Annotated in this window: 17 protein-coding genes; 8 read left to right on the top strand and 9 right to left on the bottom strand. The window is 65.1% G+C overall.

The features are described from left to right. Window positions 1-83: 83 nt before the first annotated feature. Together KPL76_RS00510 and KPL76_RS00505 are read right to left on the bottom strand one after the other, a co-directional pair. Complete coding sequence (locus KPL76_RS00510) at window positions 84-320, bottom strand: hypothetical protein (RefSeq protein WP_216334438.1); 237 nt, start codon at window positions 318-320, stop codon at window positions 84-86. A 150-nt stretch (window positions 321-470) separates the two neighbouring features. After that, on the bottom strand, window positions 471-1,226 hold the full coding sequence (locus KPL76_RS00505) for an META domain-containing protein (protein ID WP_216334437.1): 756 nt from the start codon (window positions 1,224-1,226) through the stop codon (window positions 471-473). Between the two features lie 165 nt (window positions 1,227-1,391). Here KPL76_RS00505 and KPL76_RS00500 point away from each other — a divergent pair, with 165 nt between their 5' ends. From KPL76_RS00500 to KPL76_RS00470, 7 genes are all read left to right on the top strand, one after another. Further along, on the top strand, window positions 1,392-3,029 hold the full coding sequence (locus KPL76_RS00500) for an MFS transporter (RefSeq protein WP_216334436.1): 1,638 nt from the start codon (window positions 1,392-1,394) through the stop codon (window positions 3,027-3,029). After that, window positions 3,026-4,591 (top strand): SLC13 family permease, encoded by a 1,566-nt coding sequence (locus tag KPL76_RS00495; protein WP_216334435.1) that lies wholly within the window; start codon window positions 3,026-3,028, stop codon window positions 4,589-4,591. The genes KPL76_RS00500 and KPL76_RS00495 overlap by 4 nt, the downstream gene beginning before the upstream one ends. Window positions 4,592-4,691: 100 nt before the next feature. Next, window positions 4,692-6,260 (top strand): leucyl aminopeptidase, encoded by a 1,569-nt coding sequence (locus tag KPL76_RS00490; protein ID WP_216334434.1) that lies wholly within the window; start codon window positions 4,692-4,694, stop codon window positions 6,258-6,260. Next, complete coding sequence (locus KPL76_RS00485) at window positions 6,257-7,312, top strand: AI-2E family transporter (RefSeq protein WP_216334433.1); 1,056 nt, start codon at window positions 6,257-6,259, stop codon at window positions 7,310-7,312. The genes KPL76_RS00490 and KPL76_RS00485 overlap by 4 nt, the downstream gene beginning before the upstream one ends. A gap of 8 nt (window positions 7,313-7,320) precedes the next feature. Further along, entirely contained in the window at window positions 7,321-8,775 is a 1,455-nt protein-coding gene (gene cls, locus KPL76_RS00480) for a cardiolipin synthase (RefSeq protein ID WP_216334432.1), read from the top strand. Between the two features lie 113 nt (window positions 8,776-8,888). Continuing rightward, entirely contained in the window at window positions 8,889-9,902 is a 1,014-nt protein-coding gene (locus tag KPL76_RS00475) for an isopenicillin N synthase family oxygenase (RefSeq protein ID WP_216334431.1), read from the top strand. Window positions 9,903-9,911: 9 nt separating this feature from the next. Further along, window positions 9,912-10,208 (top strand): rhodanese-like domain-containing protein, encoded by a 297-nt coding sequence (locus tag KPL76_RS00470; RefSeq protein ID WP_216334430.1) that lies wholly within the window; start codon window positions 9,912-9,914, stop codon window positions 10,206-10,208. 117 nt (window positions 10,209-10,325) lie between these two features. Here the strand turns inward: KPL76_RS00470 and KPL76_RS00465 are convergent, their stop codons facing one another. The 7 genes from KPL76_RS00465 to KPL76_RS14635 form a co-directional block, all read right to left on the bottom strand. Beyond that, window positions 10,326-11,066, bottom strand: coding sequence for a YcnI family protein (locus KPL76_RS00465; RefSeq protein ID WP_216334429.1), 741 nt, complete (start codon window positions 11,064-11,066; stop codon window positions 10,326-10,328). A gap of 216 nt (window positions 11,067-11,282) precedes the next feature. Continuing rightward, window positions 11,283-11,918, bottom strand: a complete 636-nt coding sequence (locus tag KPL76_RS00460) for a hypothetical protein (protein ID WP_216334428.1) — start codon at window positions 11,916-11,918, stop codon at window positions 11,283-11,285. 179 nt (window positions 11,919-12,097) lie between these two features. Beyond that, entirely contained in the window at window positions 12,098-13,615 is a 1,518-nt protein-coding gene (araA, locus tag KPL76_RS00455) for an L-arabinose isomerase (RefSeq protein ID WP_216334427.1), read from the bottom strand. A 40-nt stretch (window positions 13,616-13,655) separates the two neighbouring features. Beyond that, window positions 13,656-15,302 (bottom strand): xylulokinase, encoded by a 1,647-nt coding sequence (locus KPL76_RS00450; protein WP_216334426.1) that lies wholly within the window; start codon window positions 15,300-15,302, stop codon window positions 13,656-13,658. A gap of 118 nt (window positions 15,303-15,420) precedes the next feature. Beyond that, on the bottom strand, window positions 15,421-16,434 hold the full coding sequence (locus KPL76_RS00445; RefSeq protein ID WP_216334425.1) for a LacI family DNA-binding transcriptional regulator: 1,014 nt from the start codon (window positions 16,432-16,434) through the stop codon (window positions 15,421-15,423). A 130-nt stretch (window positions 16,435-16,564) separates the two neighbouring features. After that, on the bottom strand, window positions 16,565-17,806 hold the full coding sequence (locus KPL76_RS00440) for an FAD-binding domain-containing protein (protein WP_216334424.1): 1,242 nt from the start codon (window positions 17,804-17,806) through the stop codon (window positions 16,565-16,567). Between the two features lie 24 nt (window positions 17,807-17,830). Further along, the gene (locus KPL76_RS14635; RefSeq protein WP_253202083.1) at window positions 17,831-20,239 is read right to left on the bottom strand and encodes an alpha/beta fold hydrolase; all 2,409 of its coding nucleotides are present in this window, start codon (window positions 20,237-20,239) and stop codon (window positions 17,831-17,833) included. 69 nt (window positions 20,240-20,308) lie between these two features. On the opposite strand from KPL76_RS14635, the gene KPL76_RS00425 reads away from it, so the two are divergent. Further along, window positions 20,309-20,965, top strand: coding sequence for a TetR/AcrR family transcriptional regulator (locus KPL76_RS00425; protein WP_216334423.1), 657 nt, complete (start codon window positions 20,309-20,311; stop codon window positions 20,963-20,965). Window position 20,966 lies beyond the last annotated feature (1 nt).

Genomic DNA, 20,966 nt, shown 5'->3' with positions numbered 1-20,966 from the left:
GCCCCTTGGCCACAACAGGCGAAACAGAACAGTCCCGGTGCCTTCGCGGTCACCGGGACTGTTCTGTACATCAGGCAGCTTGGTCAGTTCTCCACTGATGGTGGAGCTGAGTCGATCTCGCCCACGAAGTTGTAGGGGATCGGCTCGACGGTGCCCTCTCCGAGTGCCCAGGTGCGCACCGAAGTGGTGTCGCCCGCCTCGAAACTCAGTTCGACCAGATCCTGGTATGCACCATCGATGAAGGGCAATTCGATGATCTCGTTGTTGCCGAGCGTTGTCGGCCCAATCAGTTCTGCCTTGTAGGTGGGGTTGTCGGTCATAGCTTCCCTGCTCTTTCCGTTACATCAGTCGCGTCAAGCGCGTTCGGTTCTCAGCGTAAAGGCTGCTCCGGGTGCCGCGTAAGGGCCTGAGAGTGCACGTTCTCCCAGATATCGATCGGGCGTCCGTGTGCCTCGACACCGGCCCGGAGGTCAGAGTGCCGTGAGCTGGCCGAGCACGGTTCCGTCGGCGCTCTGGATCGTCATGACGCCCGCTCTCACGGTTCCGGATGCCAGGCCGCTCAACCACGTGTCGACACCCTCGCACGCCATCAGGGTGGAGATGCCCTGGCTGAAGGTGATCGAATCGTCGGCATTCGAGGTCCAGGAACCCGCCAGCCGGTTGCAGCCGTCACTACCGGAATACGTGCCGTCCGTCGAGATCGAGAGGAAGGGCGACGTCGAGGTGCGCGTCTCGGTCCAGTACCCGATCGGCCGGCCGGATGGACCGACGGTCGGGTCTGTCGACCTGACCAGTTGGGTCTCTGCGGCACCGTGGGCACTCGTGATCGTGAGGTAGTCACCGTTCACCGAGACGTGGGTGCCTTCGGTCACCGCGAGGGGAATCTGGGCTCCGTCGCAGGCCATCATGGTCTGCGGGCCCGACGTCGTCGTCAGCGTTCCGTCGGCATCGACGTTCCAGGTGCCGCGAACGCGGTTGCACCCGTCTGAGGCGACCCAGGTGTTGTCCTGCACGAAGGAGACAAACGGCTGTTCAGGCGCGTCGACCTTCTGGCCGAGGGTCCAGACGCCGACGAGGCTTCCCGGGTGAATCGACGAGGTCGATGACGGCGTGGGGGCTGGCGTGCTGCTGCCGGCGCTGCCTGTGCTGGAGCTTGCGCACCCGGCGAGGCTGATCGCGGCCAGGGCGGCTGCGGCCAGTGCAACCATTCGAGCTAACTGTGCCATCGGAGACTCCATTCGGGTGGTGTGTGCACGTGCGTGACTGTCTAAAGCTATGGCTTTTTCAGAATTCTAGCGAGGGTCCGTGACGCTGATTGCTGCGCCGCTTGCTCTGCAGGACCAGTAGTGTTTCAGTTACTGAGCTACTTAGACCGTGAGGGACCCTTGACGATGAGCGCACAATCGAAATCGACCCCGCCTGTCACCCGAGAAATCACTGCATCATGGCTTCCGTTGATCGTGGTGGTGCTGACGCAGATCCAGGCATCGTTCGCCGTGAACGCGCTCACCGTGTCGATGGGTGGCATCACGGCAGACCTCGACACCCCGGCCACCAGCGTCGGTACGGCCATCACTGCCGGCACGTTCGCCATGGCGGCGTTCATCCTGCTCGGGGCGAAGGTCGGCGCGAAGTTCGGCTCACGTCGTGTCTTCCAGATCGCCGTCGTCATCCACGGGCTCGCGATGGCCGCGGTCGCCCTGAGCGTGAGCCCGATCATGCTGTTCGTGGCCCAGGCAGCTTCGGGTGCCGTCATCGCGCTGATCGCACCAGCGTTGGTCGTTTTCATCGCGGCGAACTTCAAGGGCGAGCAGCAGGCCAAGTCGATCGGGTTCCTCGCCGCGGCCATTCCTGCGGCGGGGGTTCTCGCCCTGCTCATCGCGGGAACATTCGCCTCGACGATCGGCTGGCGATATTCCTTCGCCCTCGTGGTCGCGCTCGCTGCGGTCAACTTCATTCTGAGCTTCCGCCTGAAGATCGTGCCGGCACAGAGCGAGATCGTGATCGACTGGGTCGGGGCGCTCCTGGCTGCCGGTTCGATCATCCTGCTCAGTTTCGGTTTCAGTGGGCTCAACTCCTGGGGCGTCGTGCTGGCGACCCCGGCGGCACCGTTCAGCATTCTCGGTGTTTCACCGGCACCCCTGCTGATCATCCTCGGAATCATCGGTGGACAGGCCTTCTTCCTCTGGCTCCGCAAGCGCAAGACGGAGGGCAAGCCGCAGATCTTCGACCTCGACGTGCTGAAATCGGGGTCGGAGAAGGCGACGACGTTCGCCATGGCAGCGATGCTCTTCGTCGGTACAGCAGCGAACTTCCTGATTCCGCTCTACATCCAGATCGTGCAGGGGCGCTCGAGCTTCCAGACGTCGATTGCGATCATTCCCTACACCCTGTCTATCTTCATTGCGAGCACACTGGTCGCGAATCTCTACAAGCGCTTCGCACCGCGGCACATCGGCCGCGTGGGCTTTGTGGTCGTCGCCCTGGGCCTCAGCATCCTGGCATTCACCATCCGCAACGAGTGGGAGCAGGGCTTCGTCATCGCCGGCCTGATCATCCTCGGCCTCGGGCAGGGGGCGATCGTGGCGCTCGTCTTCAACACCCTGCTCTCTGCTTCGCCGAAGAACCTTGCCGGCGACGTGGGGGCCTGGAGAGGCTTGGTGCACAACATCTCGGGCAGTATCGGCATCGCCGTGGCGAGCGTGTTCGCGGTGGGCATGCTCAGCTCGATCATCGCGGCAGGCGTGGCATCGAGCCCCAACCTGCCCCCCGAACTCGTCGCACAGGTGCCCCTCGACAGTGTGAACTTCGTGACCAACGACCATCTGAAGGGTGTGCTCGAGCAGACGACGGCCTCGCCTGCCCAGGTCGACGAGGCGGTTGCCATCAACGAGGATGCGCGGCTGCGCGCCCTGCAGATCTCGCTGCTCGGCCTCGCAGGCATAGCGTTGCTCGCCATCGTTCCTGCGGGACGCATGCCGGGTTATCGCCCGGGAGACATTCCCGAAGTGCTCTCGAGCGGGAAATGAGCCAGATAACGATCACTCTGATCGTTCTGTTCGTCGCCGTGGTGCTGTTCGTCTGGAACAGATTCCCGGTGGGCATCGTCGCCATCGGAGTAGCCCTGTCGCTCTACGCGACAGGCGTGATCTCGTTCGAGCAGACCCTGGCCGGCTTCGGCGACCCGGTGATCGTTTTCATCGCAGCGCTCTTCGTGGTCAGCGAAGCCCTCGACGCCACCGGCGTGACCACCTGGGCAGGCCAGCAGCTCGTCACAAGAGCAGGTACGGACCGGAGAACGCTCGTCACACTGGTGATGGTGCTCGTCGCCATCGTCACGGCTCTCATCAGCGTGAACGGAGCGGTTGCAGCGCTCATTCCCATGGTCGTGGTGCTGGCGATCAAGATCCGCCAGCCTCCCTCGCAGATGTTGATGCCCCTGGCCTTCGGTGCGCACGCTGGGTCTCTGCTGGTGCTGACGGGTACACCAGTCAACGTGCTGGTCTCCGAACTCGCCGTGAGTGCAGGCGAGAAACCGATCGGGTTCTTCGCCTTCGGGCTGGTCGGAATCCCGCTCGTGGTCGGCACGATTCTGATCACCGTCTTCCTGGGGCCGAAGTTGCTGCCGAAACGTGCAGCCCGGGCCGCACCAAGCGATCTGAGTTCTCATGCCGAGACGCTCGCCGCCCAGTATTCGCTCGCTCGTTCCGAGGGTCTCCTCAGTCGTGACTCGGGGCTCACCGAGGTCGTCGTGCCACCCCGCTCGTCGTTCGTGGGAGACAGCGTCTTCACCGGCATGGTCACCGAGAGCGGCCAGCTGGTGGTGGTCGCCATCCAGCGCAGTGGCGAAGACCTCAGCGAGGCGGTTCTCGTTCCCGGTGACGTGATGCTGCTCCAGGGCACCTGGCAGGCGCTCGAAGAGAACACGACCGACCCGAACGTCGTGGTGGTGGATGCTCCGCAGAGCATCCGGCGTCAGGCCGTACCCATGGGGCCGAAGGCGAAGACAGCGCTGGTCATTCTCGCAGGCATGGTCGTTCTGCTCGCTACCGGACTGGTACCCGCGGCCATCGCAGCGCTCGTTGCCGCCTGCGCAATGGTGCTGCTGCGCGTCATCAGCGTCGGCCAGGCCCACCGTTCGATCTCGTGGACCACCCTCATCCTGGTCGGCGGCATGATCCCCCTGTCGACGGCGATCCAGTCCAGTGGCGCGGCCGATCTTCTCGCGAACGGGCTGGTGAACGCCGTCGGCAACTCGAGTCCGTACCTGCTTGTGCTGGGTGTCGCCCTGGTGACAGTTGTTCTCGGCCAGTTGATCAGCAACATGGCGACTGCGCTCATCGTGGCACCGATTGCCATCGCCATCGCCACCGAGACGGGCATCTCGCCGCTGCCCCTGCTGCTCGCAGTCGCAGTGGCCGGTGCAGCATCGTTCCTCACCCCCGTGGCCACCCCCGCGAATACGATGGTGATGGGCCCGGGCGCGTACCAGTTCGGTGACTACTGGAAGCTGGGCTTGCCGCTGGTGCTTCTCTTCCTTCTTGTCGCCACCGTGCTCGTGCCCGTGTTCTGGCCGTTCTACCCAGGGTGATCCCCGCCGGCGCGGCGATGAGATCGACTTCATCCCCGAGACCGCCCCACAATCGCCGATCCACCTGCTCAACCCACCACCTGTAAGGAGACCACCCCTCATGGCACTCGGAACGTACAAGCTCATCGCCAGCGACTTCAGCCCCATTCCTTCCCAGTCACCGGGGGCGACGCCGCGCATCCGGGTCGTCGGCGACGTCTCGGCAGGCCTCGAAGCCATCGGCTTTCTTGTGGGAACCAGTGGCGACGTGCCAGACGAGATCGGGCTCGACCGGGAGGCGCTCGAGCGTTCGGGCTTCGACGGCAAGGCCGGTGCGACTCTTCCTCTCCCTCAGTCAGAGGGGCCCCAGTTCATCGTGGTCGGGGCCGGAGACACCGACGACCAGACTTCCGCGTCTCTTCGCGATGCTGCGGCATCGTTCGCCCGCGCTGCGCACAAATATGCCCGGATCGGCATACACCTCGGCGACACTTTCGACCTCGATGCGGCGGTCGTCGGGCAGATGATCGCTGAGGGCGTTCTGCTCGCGCGATATCGCTACGTGACTCTGAAGACCGAGACCAAGCATGTACCGCTGGTCTCGCTCGACATCATGGTGGCACCCGTTGTCGCCGACGAGATCCTCAGCGGCGTGCACCGCGGCGAGGTTTTCGCCAGAGCGGCCTCCATCGCACGAGACCTGGCGAACACCCCGCCGAGCCACCTCACGGCGACCGATTTCGGCGAGGTCGCCGTTGAACTCGGCACCGAGTACGGCATCGGCGTGGAGCTCTTCGACAAGCAGCAGATCATCGAACTGGGCTGCGGAGGGTTGCTGGGGGTGAATGCGGGCAGCATCGAAGAGCCACGCATCATCAAACTCACCTACACGCCGTCGACCCCCGATGGTGAGGCCGCAGACGGGCCGGAGGGAGCATCCATGACTCCGCACCTCGCCTTCGTCGGCAAGGGCATCATGTACGACTCCGGCGGAATCTCGCTGAAGCCCTCTGACCCGATGCACTTCCTCATGAAGATGGACATGGCGGGAGCTGCCGCGGTGTTGGGCGCGATGACAGCTCTCAAGACTCTCGGATGCCCGGCCGCCGTCACCGCCTTCCTGATGTGCACCGACAACATGCCCTCGGGTTCGGCCATGAAGCTCGGTGACGTGCTCACCATCCGCGGCGGCAAGACCGTCGAGGTGAAGAACACCGACGCGGAGGGCCGCCTGGTGATGTCCGACGCCCTGGTACTCGCAACGGAGGAGTCACCCGACGCCATCGTCGACATCGCCACCCTGACGGGAGCCGCTGTTGCCGCACTCGGAACGCACACTGCCGCGGTGCTCGGCAACGATCAGGCGCTGGTCGACCAGGCACTCGCTTCATCGCGCGCGACCGATGAGTCCGTCTGGCAGCTCCCGCTCGAGCACCGGTACCTGTCGCAGCTCAAATCTGAAGTCGCCGACCTGTCCAACCTCGGCGGTAAATACGCCGGGGCGACGACGGCTGCGCTCTTCCTGAACGAGTTCGTCGGAGACACGGCGTGGGCCCACCTCGACATCGCCGGCACGATGATGGCTGACGCCGACGACTCCTGGCGAACCCAGGGAGCGACCGGTTTCGGAACCCGGCTGCTCATCGACTTCGCACTGAACTTCACGCCTACCCGCTCGGCCTCCGAGTGACTGAATCGCGGCTGTTCTCCCAGGGCCCCTTCAAGACGGCCTTCGTCGCGACTCTCGGGGTTCTGCTGGCCCTCCTGCTGGGTTCGGCCGCGGTTTCGCTGAGCACAGCGTTCACGTTGATCTTTCTCTCGCTCTTCGTCTGTCTCGGGCTCTACCCCGTAGTTCAGAAGCTCGAGAGGCGCAAGTTCTCCCGGACGGGCGCGGTCTTCACCGTTCTCGGCGCATTCGTCGTCATTGTCGCGCTCCTCGCCTGGCTGATCCTGCCGATCGTGGTCGAGCAGGCGACGAAGCTCGTGACCTATCTGCCCAGCGGCATCGACCAGATCGAGCACCAGGCGTGGTTCGAGAGCATGAACGGGGCTTTCGGCGGTTCCCTCACACCGGGCATCGACTGGCTCACGCAGGCCGTCGCCGACCCGAATGTCTGGCTCGCGGTCGGGGGCGGGGCGTTGCGCGTGGGAGCGGGCATCCTGAACGGAGTGTTCGGCACAGTGTTCGTCGTGGTGCTCACGCTGTACTTCGTGGCGAGCCTCGAGACGATCAAGGCGGCGGCCTATTCGCTGGTACCGGCTTCGAAACGCGATGGTTTCATCGACCTCTCGGAGACGATCGCAGCGTCGGTCGGCAAGTACCTCGGCGGCATGGTGATCCTGGCAGCGATGAACGCGGTCTTCACCTTCATCCTGCTGACGGCGTGCGGAGTCGCCTATGCTCCCGTGCTCGCAGCGCTCGCGTTCCCCATCACCCTGATTCCGCTCGTCGGCCCGGTCATCAACCTCATTCTCATCACCTTCGTATCGTTGTTCACCTCACCGGGTGTCGCCCTGATCGTCTTTCTCGTGATGCTCGTCTATGTGCAGATCGAGTCGTACGTGCTCACTCCGCGCATCGTCGGGAAGGCGATCAGCATCCCTGGCTCGCTCGTGCTCATCGGTGCGTTGATCGGCGGAACCCTGCTCGGCCTGCTCGGTGCGCTCATCGCGTGCCCAGTGAGTGCTTCGCTGTTGCTCATCATGAAGAAGGTCGTCGTACCGGCCCAGAACACCCGTTAGGCGAAGTGATGCACGAAGTCGAGACCGTCACCCTGCTCCTCGTGCTGGCACACGTCGTCATCGGGTTCATCGCCACCGTGCTCGTGTCCGCGAACCGCAGGCCGTCTGCTGCGATCGCCTGGGTGCTCACCATCATCTTCATCCCGTTCGCGGGCGCGTTCGTGTTCTTTCTCATCGGGTTCGGCCGTCTGCCGGCGGCGCGACGGGCGAAACAGCGCGAGGTGAATGAGCTCATGCTCGCACGCACCGAGGGCCTCTCGCAGGTGAGTCACCGAGAAGAATGGCCGGAGTGGCTCGAGTCTGCGGCGCGCCTGAACCTGAACCTCGGTGCCCTGCCAATGGTCGGCGGCAATCGTGCAGAGCTGTTGCCCGACTACCAGGGCTCGATCGACCGGATGATCGAAGCCATCGACACCGCGACCGAGTACGTGCACGTGCAGTTCTACATCCTGGTGCTCGACGACACGACGGCACCCTTCTTCGACGCTCTGCGCCGGGCATGCACTCGAGGAGTCGTGGTGCGTGTTCTCTCCGACCATGTCTCCGGGTTCCTGCTGCCGCGCCGCACGGAGACTCTCGCTGAATTCAGCGAGATGGGTGCCGAGTGGAGGGCCATGCTGCCGCTGCGGCCGCTGAAGGGGCAATGGCAGCGACCGGACCTCCGCAACCACCGCAAGCTGGTCGTGGTCGATGGCAGAATCGGCTTCACCGGCTCGCAGAACCTGATCGATTCGACGTATCTGAAGAAGAAGAACATCGCGAGGGGACTGCACTGGCACGAACTCATGATGAGTCTCGAGGGCCCGGCCGTGCGTGAGCTCGACGCCGTCTTCGTCTCCGACTGGTACAGCGAGACCGACGAGCTGCTCGCACTCGATACGAGCCCCGTGACACTCGGTGCGGCCCCCGGCCTCCTCGACGCCCAGGTGCTGCCGAGCGGCCCCAGTTTCGAGAATGACAACAACCTCAAGCTCTACGTTCTCCTCATCCAGAATGCGCGCAAGCGCGTCAGTATCACGAGCCCGTACTTCGTTCCGGAGGAGTCCACCCTCCTGGCCCTGATCACTGCGGCGTCGAGAGGGCTCGACGTCGAACTCTTCGTCTCGGCGATCGGCGACCAGACGCTTGTCTACCACGCCCAACGCTCCTACTACGAAGCCCTGCTTCGAGCCGGGGTCTCGATCTACCTGTACCGGGCACCGACCGTTCTGCATTCGAAACACTTCTCGATCGACGACGACGTGGCGGTCGTGGGCTCGAGCAACATGGACATCCGGTCGTTCAGCCTCAACATGGAGGTCTCGGTTCTCGTGCAGGGCCGCGAATTCGTGGATCGCCTGCGCGCCGTCGAAGATGACTACCGTGCCAACAGCGACGTGCTCGACCTCGAGACGTGGTTGAAACGGCCCCTCGGCCAGAAGATCAGCGACAACCTGGCCCGCCTGACGTCGTCACTGCAGTAGTCGGCACCACTCGCCGTGAGAGATCCGGATGCCCGGGGCGAGGTATTTCCGTAATAGCAGGTTAATTGCGTAACACGGGGAATCAGTCGTCCAGAGACTGAAAGAATTGACGGGTGATCTCCTTACCCGTACTCGACCTCTCCCGCCTCGACCAGGGCCCTGCCGAGGCCCAAGCCTTCCGCGACGAGCTGCGGGAGGTGACGCACACTGTCGGCTTCTTCTACCTCACCGGGCACGGCGTACCCTCTTCTCTGATCGACGAGCTGGTCGCCGTCTCCCGCCGCTTCTTCGACCTGCCAGAAGAGCAGAAGCTCGCCATCGAGAACGTGCACAGCCCCCAGTTCCGCGGCTACACGCGCGTGGGCGGTGAACTCACCGCAGGAGGCGTCGACTGGAGGGAACAGATCGACATCGGCATCGATCGCGACGTCGTCACAGATCCGTCTTCAGCGGACTATTGGCGTCTCGAAGGCCCGAACCTGTGGCCGGAGCAGCTGCCCGAGCTCCGCGAGGTGATCGACCGCTGGACGAGCGAGCTCAACGCCGTCGCGATGCGACTCATGCGTGCGTGGGCGCTCGCGCTGGGCTCGCCCGAGAGCGTGTTCGACGAAGCGTTCGCCGATCATCCGTTCTCACTGATCAAGATCGTGCGGTACCCCGGGGAATCGAAGGACACGCCGAAGCAGGGCGTCGGTTCGCATCGTGATGGGGGAGTGCTCACGCTGCTCATGGTCGAACCCGGTAAGGGCGGCCTGCAGGTCGAGCACGACGGAGAGTGGATCGAGGCGCCGCCGATGCCGGGTGCGTTCGTGGTGAACATCGGAGAGATGCTCGAACTCGCGACGGGTGGGTACCTCAAGGCGACGCTTCACAGGGTCGAGTCGCCGAAGGTGGGGTCTGAGCGGATCTCGATCCCGTTCTTCTTCAACCCGGCGCTCGACACGGTGATGCCGAGACTCGAACTGCCGGCCGAACTCGCAGCTGAGGCCAGAGGGCTCTCGGTCGACCCCAACGACAGCCCGATTCTCGAGACCTACGGGGAGAACGCCCTGCGGTATCGCCTGCGCGCCCACCCGAACGTGGTCGAGATCCACCACGCCGACCTGCTCCAGCGCACGGCTCGGTAAGGTGGGCAGATGAACGAGATAACTGTGACTCAACTGTCAGAGCTCCAGGGTGCGACCCTGATCGACGTGCGCGAACCCGACGAATACGCTGCGGTGCGGGTGCCGGGTGCGATCAATATTCCGCTGGGTACTCTCGCCGACGCGCAGCTGCCTGAGGGTGAGGTCTATGTGATCTGCCAGCTGGGTGGCCGCAGCGCCAAGGCGACCGAATATCTCAGCGGGGCCGGGGTCACGGCGACGAACATCGCCGGTGGCACGGCGGCGTGGGTGCAGGCCGGGTTGCCGACCGATTCCGGTACTGCCTGAGCCATTGTGCCGCCTCAGCCATCGTGAGTATGGGGGGCAGGCACCGTGATGAGGGGCCGCAACGCTCTCTCGCGCGCGTCGACCGGCCCCTCACCACTTTTCAGGTGACTCTGGGCGTCAGTTCGTGGGCGTACCGCGTCTGCGGGTGAACGCCAGCACCGAGATCACCAGTGCGACCGCCCCGAGAGCCAGAGCGCCGAGGCCGAGACCGACGGCCAGGGCTGCTGAACCGGAGTTCGATTCGGCTGGCGATGCCGCGGGCCCCGCACTCGGAGTCGCCGACACGGTTGCTCCCGTTGCGCCTGCTTCGACCGGAGCAGGGTCGTTCACGTAGAGCGTCGGTGCGGGGTCTTCCGGCTCGATGCCCGACGCAGGTGTCGGGTTCACCCAGTCGGAGACGGTGCCGTCGGAGTACGTCTGGTGAGTCGGCAGGAGGATACTGCCGGTACTGGGGATCGGACCGACTGAGATGGCGAAGAGTTGGTACTGGCCCGGTGCTATTCCCGCTCCGGCACCGGCTGTCCAGGTGATCTTCGTCGGGGCTTCTGTCACGGTTCCGTCGTCGGTCTTCACCGGTGTAGCCAGCGTGCTCTGGACCACCTCCGCGCTCCAGCCGGGTACCGGCTGGTAGGAGACGCTGCCGAACGGGGTATCGGTGGGCAGGTCGATCTCGAGCTTCGTCGTGCTCGCTGTCGCTGATTCATTGGGCACCGTGAAGGTGAGAGTGGAGTATTCACCCGCCGTTGCCTGGCCGGGATCGACGTGCACGTGGGCACTCGCTGCAAGCGGAGCCGCGAGGGCGAGAAAGGCTGTCAGGGAGACGGCCAGGCCGGCCCGTCGGATTGCGGTGCTGTTCATGATGTTTCCTTGCTGTGTGCGTCGTCGCGCTTGGACGCGCGCCGACAGGCACACGGGATCGAGGGGAGTAGGTGGGTCGGGAAGTGGGCTGCAGGCGTCACCGAACCGCCACAGGCGGTGGAGGGCTGCATAGCCCGAGTCCTGGTGCGCGCGACTCCATCGAGAAGCTCGGGCCGTGGTGCTTCCGGCTGGGTTTGCCGGGAGTGACGACGCGTTCTACTGGGCCGCGAAGAGCGGGGTGGGCGGACCCCGGTGGCGCAGCGACCCGAGATAGATGCCGAGATCGCGCAGGTGCGAGGGTTCGGGTTCGGCTCCAGCAACGTACGGTGACACTGCCGGGACAGGTTGCAGGAAGGGGAGTGTCATCACCGCGCGAAGGCGGAGTGCAGCGGTGGAGTACAGAACACGAATGGCAGATTCGCCCCGTGCGAGCGCAACGACGGTGACCACGGCAGCGACGGCATGCGCCGCCCACATCCACGAGCATCCCTGCATGAGCGCATCAGCGCCACCCTGAGAGCTGCTGGCGATGCCCGCAGCACCAGAATCCGTTGCGACCGAGAGCATCCCGTGGTGGCCCAGCTGGGCCACAGACAGATCGGATGATGCGCCCAGGCTGAACACGAGGTGAAAGACGAGCTGGCTGAGGCCGACAGCGATACTCAGCCGCAGGGTCGACAGAGACCGGCCTGCCAGTGCAACGCAGACGAGCGTAGCGAATGCCAGGCCGACAGCGAGGCCGACGGCGCCGGGAGCTGAGCCGCCGACGGCGACGTGAGAAAAGGCTGCGACGAATGTGGCGAAGCATGCGGCGGTGAGGCCGCGAACGGTTCGTGCCGCCCTGCTGCTCATGTCACACCTCTGCCGTTGGTGCGACCGGTCGGGGGCCCTGCTGTCGGCGCAGGGCGCTGGGTGCCGCACCACTGACGATCATAGTTCCGTCACCGGCCAGGGTGAATTCGACACCCGCCGCCGCGCCCGTGACGACGACGGGGCGGAGGGTGCCGTATTCGGGAGTGCTGAACGGGGTCTTACAGCCCCTGCGCGAGCCGGTAGTAGGCCTGGTTCCAGCGCACCTCGTTGGCGAAGGCCTTCAGGGTGGTGTCCTTGTCGATGGTGAGCAGTTCGGTCTTCGCGATTGCTGCGAAATCCTCGAACACCTCGATACCCACAGCCGTCGACATCACGGTGTGGTGGGCAGCGCCTGCGGTGAGCCACGCCGCGGCCGACGTTGCGAAGTCGGGGGCCGGCCGCCAGACGGCGCGGCCGACGGGCAGGTTCGGCAGGGGAGCGCGGGGCTCGACGACCTCGACCACGTTGGCGACCAGACGGAAGCGGTCGCGCATGTCACTCATGGCGACGACGACGGCGGGCCCGGGGTCGGCGGTGAAGACCAGGCGCACCGGGTCGTCTTTACCGCCGATGCCGAGCGGGTGGATCTCGAGAGTCGGCTTCGATGAGGTGAGCGAAGGGCTGACTTCGAGCATGTGCGCACCCAGAATGGTCTCCGCACCGTCGACGAGGTCATAGGTGTAGTCCTCCATCAGGCTCGCGCCACCCGGGAGGCCGGCGCCCATGACGTTCGCTGCACGAACGAGGATCGCGGTCTTCCAGTCACCTTCTGCGCCGAAGCCATAGCCCTCGGCCATCAGCCGCTGCACAGCAAGTCCGGGCAGTTGCTTGAGAGATCCGAGGTCTTCGAAGCTCGTGGTGAACGCGCCGAAACCGCCCTCTTCGAGGAAGGAGCGCAGGCCGATCTCGATCGCGGCACCGTCGCGAAGGGACTGGTGGCGGTCGCCGCCCTTGCGGAGCTCGGGCGCAACCTCGTAGAGGTCTTCGTACTCGGCGACGAGTGTGTCGACAGCGGTGTCACTGGCCGCATCGACGGCAGCAGCAAGATCGTTCACTCCCCAGGTGTTGACCTGCACACCGAAGCGGATCTCTGCTTCTGTCTTGTCGCCCTCGGTGACTGCGACGTAGCGCATGTTGTCGCCGAAACGAGCGAGCTTGAGCGTCTTTACGGCCTGCCAGCCGGCCGCGGCGCGCGACCAGTCCGCGATCTGGCTCTGCACTCGCGGATTCGAGGCGTGACCGACGACGGTCTTTCGCGCCACACCGAGACGGGTCTGGATGTATCCGAACTCCCGGTCTCCGTGGGCCGCCTGGTTGAGGTTCATGAAGTCGAAGTCGATGTCGGCGTAGGGCAACTCGACGTTGGCCTGCGTGTGCAGGTGCAGGAGTGGCTTCTGAAGTGCTTCGAGCCCGCCGATCCACATCTTCGCGGGGGAGAAGGTGTGCATCCATGCGATGACGCCGATGACAGAGTCGTCGGCGTTGACATCGAGTGCGGCGCGGCGAATCGACTCCGCGTCTTTCAGCACCGGCTTCCAGACGATCTTCACCGGAATGGTGTCGGTGCCGCCAAGGGTCTGCACGATCTGCTGCGACTGCTCAGCGACCTGGCGGAGGGTCTCCTCGCCATAGAGGTTCTGACTTCCGGTGAAGAACCAGATCTCGTAGGGGTCAAGAGATGATTCGAGTGTGCTCAATGGAAGATCCTGTCGGTGTTGTCTGGGGGAACGGGTGGGGTCAGTTGTTGGAAAGGGCGTCGACGGCGGCTCGCTCCACGGCCAGCCCTGTCTCGTAACGGTCGAGGTACGCGGTGAAACCGGCGACATCGTCGGCGTCGGGGGCGATCGTCTGGAAAGCCGCTCCGGCGAACACACGATCACGGAGGTAGGAGTCGAGTCCCTGGCCCGATGGGGCCGCGGAAACGAAGGAGGCCAGGATCGCCATTCCCCACGCACCACCCTCTGATGCGGTCTCGGTGACGGTGACCCGTGCGTCGAGTGCGCCGGCGAGGAATCTCTGGGCCACGCCGAGGGTCCGGAACATACCGCCGTGCGCGAACATCTCGTCCACGGCCACGCCCTCGCCGCCCAGAACGCGCATGCCGAGGCTGAGCGTGCCGAAGACCCCGTAGAGCTGCGCGCGCATGAAGTTGGCGAGCGTGAACCGGCTGTCGGGCGTGCGAACCACCAGCGGTCGGCCCTCGCTGAGACCGGCGATCGGTTCGCCGGCGAGATAGTTGTAGGCCAGCAGGCCGCCTGCGTCGGCCTCGCCCGCGAGTGCTTCGCTGAAGAGCGTCTCGTAGACGGCGTCGGCATCGATCGTCGTACCAGCGGCAACGGCGAAGCGACCGAAGAGGCCGGCCCAGGCCGCGAGTTCGCTTGCTCCGTTGTTGCAGTGCACCATTGCCACCGCGTCGCCCGCGGGTGTGGTGACGAGGTCGAGCTCGTGGTGCACGTGTTCGAGGGGGCGCTCCAGCACGACCATCGCGAAGATGCTGGTGCCAGTGCTGACGTTGCCCGTGCGGGGTGCGACAGAGCAGGTGGCGACCATACCGGTGCCCGCGTCGCCCTCAGGCGGGCAGAACACCGCGCCGGGTTGGAGCGTGCCACTGGGGTCGAGCAGCGCGGCGCCGTGTGCCGTCAGCGAACCGGCCGGCTGCCCGGCAACGAGCACCTCAGGCAGCAACTCGGCGAGCTTCAGGCCAGGGGCCTTCTCGGCGACGAGCTCGTCGTAGCTCATCAGAAGGGTCGCGTCGTAGTTCTTCGTCTGCGAGTCGATGGGGAACATGCCCGAAGCGTCGCCGATGCCGAGCACGGTTCGGCCAGTGAGCCTGCTGTGCACGTACCCGGCCAGCGTCGTGATGTGCCGAACCTGGGTAACGTGCGGCTCGGCGTCGAGCACGGCCTGGTGCAGGTGCGCCACAGACCAGCGCAGCGGAATGTTCAGTCCGAAGGCTGCGGTGAGCTCAGTGGCGGCAGGGCCGGTCGTAGTGTTGCGCCAGGTTCTGAAGGGCACGAGCAGCTTGTCGTCCTCGTCGAACGCGAGATAGCCGTGCATCATCGCGGACACCCCGATCGCGCCGAACGTCAGTGGCAGCACGCCATACCGACGCTCCACATCGGCGACCAGGTCTGCATAAGCCGACTGGATGCCCGACCACACGCTCTCGAGCGAATACGTCCACACGCGGTCGACGAACTCGTTCTCCCACTCGTGGCTGCCCACGGCGAGCACGACGGAGGCATCGTCGCCGACGAGGCACGCCTTGATGCGTGTCGAACCCAACTCGATCCCGAGCGAGGTTCGCCCGTTCGCGATGGCTTCGCGCATCTGATCTGCTGCGGACTCGGATCCCGAGGCTTCGGTGATGGAGGACTCGGTCATGGGAGGAACGCCTTCGGCTCTGCAGGTGTCGGTGGTCGGATCGGCGATTAATGTGATCGATCACATTAGCGCGTGTCTATGCAGTGTACGACATCGGCCGCCTGTTCGGTCGGTAGCTTCACAAGCGGAATTCGGCCGTGGAAGCGCGCACGATGAGCTCCGGATGCACAGACGGAAGCACGTCGGTCTCGCCCAGGAGAAGCGCGACCGACTGGCGACCGGCCTCGGCGAGATCCTGGCGGATCGTCGTGAGTGCGGGGAGGTAGAACGCGGCCTCGGGAAGGTCATCGAAACCCACGACGCTGAGGTGCCCGGGTACATCGACCCCCGCAGTCGCTGCGGCGCTCAGCGCGCCGAGGGCCATCTGGTCGTTTCCTGCGAAAATGGCCGTCACGCCCAGGTCAAGAAGCTCGAGCGCAGCCCGGTGACCCGATGCCGCACTCCAGTCGCCAGCCACGACGAGCTCCTGGTCGAGGCCATATGAGGCAGTTTCGTCGCGAAAGCCCGTGAGACGCAGGTTCGCGTCGAGCCAGTCCGCGGGCCCGGCGATGTGCCCGATGCGGGTGTGGCCGAGACTGATGAGATGAGCGGTCGCCAGCCGGGCCCCGACCACCTGGTCCAGTGGGCCGCCGCCCGACCCGTCACTCGAGACCGCCTGCAGCGTGATGTACGGAATCGTGATCGTGAGTCTGGAGAGGGCATCCAGCACCTGCAGCTGCGGTGCCACCACGACGAGCCCTTCGGCAGACAGCTCCGCGAGGTGACTCACGGCCTCGTCGATCGACGTGAGGTCGAGGCCGTCGGCGTTGGCGATCGAGACGCTGTAGCCCCTGCTGCGCGCGGCCGCCTCGATGGCGGTGACGATCGTCGCCGGGCCATACTCGCCGCTCGAGGTCGAGAGGATTCCGATCATCCGTGACCTGCTCGAGGAGAGCGCCCGCGCGGCTGCATTCGGCCGGTAATTCAGCTCGCGCATTGCATCGAGCACCTTCTGGCGAGTGGATGCCCGCAGGCTCGGATGCTCGTTGAGAACCCGTGACACGGTCTGGTGTGAGACGCCCGCCAGCTTCGCAACGTCGAAGACGCTCGCTGGCCGCGGCCGCGGGTCGTCGCGCGAGGGTTCGTCGGTCATTCTCTGATTATCGTGCGGATGCCGCGATGCGGCGTACCGCTGAGGCTGACCGGTGCCGGGCCGCGAGCGTGTTTCCAAGCGGCAGGCCAGCCGCGAATTGCTCGACGACCAGCAGGGCGGGGCCCGGGCGTCAGAGGCCCTGCTGGTTGAGCAAGTCGGGGATGCGCTCGCGGAAGGCGAAGAAGCCGCGGGATGCGTGCGGCCAGGCGAGCGCGTCCCACCGGCGCGTGACTGTCGTCATCGTGAGCCCCTCTGAAGCGAGGGCATTGCCGAGCGCCGCCAGCCGCTCCTGCACAGGGCCGACCGGCGCCGCGGGCACGACCACAGCGTCGAGGCGTTCTGACTCCGCCCACCGAAGTACCGTCGAGTCGAGGGTGTCTGGCAGCACTGTTGCAGGGCGGGAGGGCGAGCTTCGACCTCGCGACGCGGCATCCTCGAGGGCCCCCGCGGTGAAGGAGTGCACGGCATCAGACACGCTCGCCGGGGAACGGTCGGCCGGGTCGGCGAACGCGGCGGTTGCGACCACTTCACCGCCAGAGTGCCCGGTGCCGAACGCCTGAAGCTCGGGTGTGAGCCAGGGATGATCGTGGCCCAGGCTCGCTGCATCGAGATCCTCCTCGTGCAGCAGCAGGCCGATACGGCCAACTCGGGTAATCGGGTCTGCGACGGAAGCCGCGCTCCGCGGCGGCAGAGGATCTTCGACGAGCGCTCGATCCGAAGTGGCCAGACCGGTGGGTGCGAATCTGCCGTCGGTATAGCGCGAGATGTTCTCTGCTGTCGCCAGATACGTCTTTCCGGCGGTCTGGAGCCCGGCGACCCACCGCCACGAGAGGGTGTTCGAGGCGGCATCGCCGTCAAGGAGGTGACGGTAGAAGAAGTCGGCCCCGAGCTGCCACGGCAACCGCAGGGTGAAGATCCAGATGCTGGCGAACCACATGCGCGTGTGGTTGTGCAGATATCCGGTGATGACGAGCTCGCTTACCCAGGCATCCATCGCATCGATGCCGCTGCGCCCCGTGACGGCGTGTCGGTAGTCAGACGACACTGCATCAGTGTCGAGCCAGAACTCGCCCACCTCGCGGCGGTATCGGTGCCACACCTCGGGGTTCTGCTCGAGCCATCCCTTCCAGTAGGTGCGCCAGAACACCTCCTGAACGAACTTCTCGCAATCAGGCAGGCGATGCCGTGCGAGGACCGCAGCCACCACCTCATGCTCCGTCAGGAGCCGGTGCCTCAGGTAGGGCGAGAGACGGGAGACATTCGTGCGCTCGAGCCCGGTGTCATGGTTGCGATCGCGGGCGTAGTCGCGCCCAGCGTGCGGGAGAAACAACTCGAGGGCGTCGAGTGCGGCGGCGCGGGTAGGAGTGAACATCGCTTCCATCATCCTCCCCGGGGATCATCCGGCCGGGAGGGCGGATGCATCCCTGGCAGGCACGCGGCGATCCAGAAAGTCGTGTAGCAGCGCGGCGAACTCGTCTGCCCGTTCGATCTGCGGCATGTGCCCGGTGTTCGTGAAGACATGCGTTTCGGCGTTCGGCAGGGCCTCTGCTGCGGCCGCCAGGTGGATGAACGGCAGTACGTGATCGTGATCGCCCCACACCACCAGCGTGGGAATGTCGAGCCTCCGAACGCCAGCCACCAGCGACTGCCGCCACTCGGGCCGCACGCCGCGAAAGGTGCCGAGATCGTGTGCGAGGTCGAGGGTGGTCGCCGCGTGTGAGCGCCTCCGGGATATCGCGAACGCGTGAGCGATTCGCGCATCTGTCGCCAGGCTCTTGTCGTAGAACAACGACTGCACCGTGCGCGCCGAATTCTGCGCATTCGGCCGCATGAGAAGCGTGGCGAGGGGCTTCACCGCGAGCAGCCGCAGCACCATCGTCACCTCAGAGCCGAAGCCGGCACTGTCAGCCAGCACGAGATCAGCCACACGCTCGGGATGGGCCACGGCGAAGGTCATCGCCACTGCCCCGCCCAGCGAGTTACCGACCACAGGCACCGGTTCGGAGATGCCGAGCGCGTCGAGAAAGCCGGGCAGGACGCTGGCCAGCTTGTCGAGGGTGGCGGTGCCGGGCAGACGTGCGGAGTAGGCGAACCCGGGCAGATCGAGGCTGATGACACGGTAGCGATCGCCCAGCAGGGCGTGCTGTTCGGTGAAGTCATCGAGGCTCTGGCCGATGCCATGGATGAGCAGGATCGGGCTCGCGCTGCTGCTGCCGGTGTCGCGATAGCGCAGCCGGGTGCCGTTCACCGTGATCATTGCCGTGCCGGGCAGGTCGAGCGCCGACTCAGTGAGCCCGGTGGCGGGGCTCTCTCCGCGGCGGCCGAACCGCACGTCGTCAGTGATGTGGCCCGCACGCAGCAGCCGGAAGTCGCGCACGTAATTCTGGTGCAGCCGCCACGGCGACCTCTCGCCCTGCTTCGGCAGGGCATCCACATCGCGCAGAATGTAGCCGGCCTGCAGATCGATCAGCGGAACGAGATGGCCCGCAGAGACCGATGCCGGTGCTTTCGGGGCGACGAACTGATAGTCGTGTCGATCCATGTAGCGCAGCAGGCGGCAGACGTAGCGTGCCACGAGGTCGGCCTTGAGGGTCCATGACGCGTTCGTGTAACCGATGGTCAGCGAGAAATTCGGCACTCCAGCGAGCATCATGCCCTTGTACGTGAGAGTCTTCGAAACGTCGACGGGCCGCCCGTCGACGCTGAGGCTCATCCCGCCCATGACCAGCAGATTGAGGCCGGTGGCGGTGACGATGATGTCGGCGTCAAGCTTCGCGCCAGAAACGAGATCGATACCCGTCGGCGTGATCTTCTCGATGCGATCGGTCACGATGTCGGCGTTTCCCGAACTGATGGCGCGGTACAGATCGCCATTCGGGATGGCGCAGAGGCGCTGGTCCCAGGGCTCGTAACTCGGCGAGAGATGGGTGTCGACGTCAAACCCGGCCGGGAGCTTCGCGACGGCCGATTTGCGCAGGATCGCCTTCATCGTCTCTGGTCGACGGCGGCTCAGCTGATAGGTGAACATCGAATAGCCGATGTTCTTCACCCGCACGAGGTTGTACGCCAGTTGCGCGGGCAGCCTGCCGCGCAGGCGATCTGCGAAGTGGTCGCGCAACGGTACCGGAGCAATGTAGGTGGGCGACCGTTGCAGCATGGTGACGTGCTTTGCGGTCTTCGCCAGCGACGGTACCAGGGTGACAGCGGTCGCCCCGCTACCCACCACGACGGCCCGCTTGCCGGCGAAATCGAGGTCAGCCGGCCAGTGCTGCGGGTGCACGATCGTGCCGGCGAACGAATCGGCGCCCGGAATCACCGGGCTGAACCCTTCGTCGTAGCGGTAGTAGCCCGAGCACACCGACAGGAACGAGCAGGTGAAGGTGATGGTCTCGGTTGGCGGGGCATCCGGAGCATCGGCCCGGTATTCACCGCCCGCGGTGCGCAACGCGGTGACCGTCCAGAGGGCGGTGTCGCTCGACCACTCAGCGCTGATGACGCGGTGATTCAGGCGAAGCTGAGACTCGAGACCCTCGTCGGCGATGGTGCTGGTGATGTAGTGGCGAATGGAGTCGCCGTCGGCGATGGCCTTGGCGTCGGTCCACGGTCTGAAGGAGTAGCCGAGGGTGTACATGTCGGAATCTGAGCGGATGCCGGGGTAGCGAAAGAGATCCCACGTGCCACCGACTGCTCCGCGCGATTCGAGAATCACGAACGACTTGCCTGGGCAATCGCGCTTCAGGTGGGCGGCCGCCCCGACCCCACTGAGCCCGGCGCCAACAATCAACACATCCACGTGTTCAGTCATGCCGTGAGCTTATCGACACCATGTTGATTAATCCAACACACTGTTGGCCTTACTCGCTACCATGGGGCCATGGCTGAACGTGGACGCAGATCATCCCGCCCCTCGGGCGACGATCGGCAGGCGGCGATTCTCAGTACCGCCGAGCAACTCCTGGGTGAGCGGTCTCTCGACGACATCTCGATCGAAGATCTCGCGGCCGGGGCCGGCATCTCCCGGCCGAGCTTCTATTTCTACTTCTCGTCCAAAGACGATGTTCTGCTGGCTCTGCTCGATCAGGTGATCGGTCAGGTGCAGCATCGGGTCGCCACTCTGCCCCGGGACTTCGACATCGACCCCGCAGCTGCGTGGCGGCGCTCGATCGGCGTCTTCGTCGAGGTCTTCACCCAGCATCGCGCGGTGGCTGCCGCCGCGATCACCGCGCGCCTGCGCAACACAGAGGTGCACGAGCTCTGGTCGAAATCAATGCAGACGTGGGTCGGATATTCCACCGAGGTCATTCTGGCCGAGCGGGCTCGGGGCGCTGCGCCAGAGGGCATCGATGCTCGCGAGCTCGCCGCGGCCCTGAATCTGATGAACGAGCGCGTGCTCGCCGCCGCCTTCAGCGGAGAAACGCCTGCTGTTGACCACAGCGATGTGCTCGATGTTCTCTCGGGCATCTGGGTTCGTAGCATCTATGCGCACGATCTTTCGCACGATCTTCCACACGAGATTCCGCACAACCAATAGA

This window comes from Subtercola sp. PAMC28395 (assembly GCF_018889995.1).
GTDB lineage: Bacteria > Actinomycetota > Actinomycetes > Actinomycetales > Microbacteriaceae > Subtercola.
The sequence above is the reverse complement of the archived record's forward strand: the minus strand, read 5'-3'. Positions and strand labels throughout refer to the sequence as shown.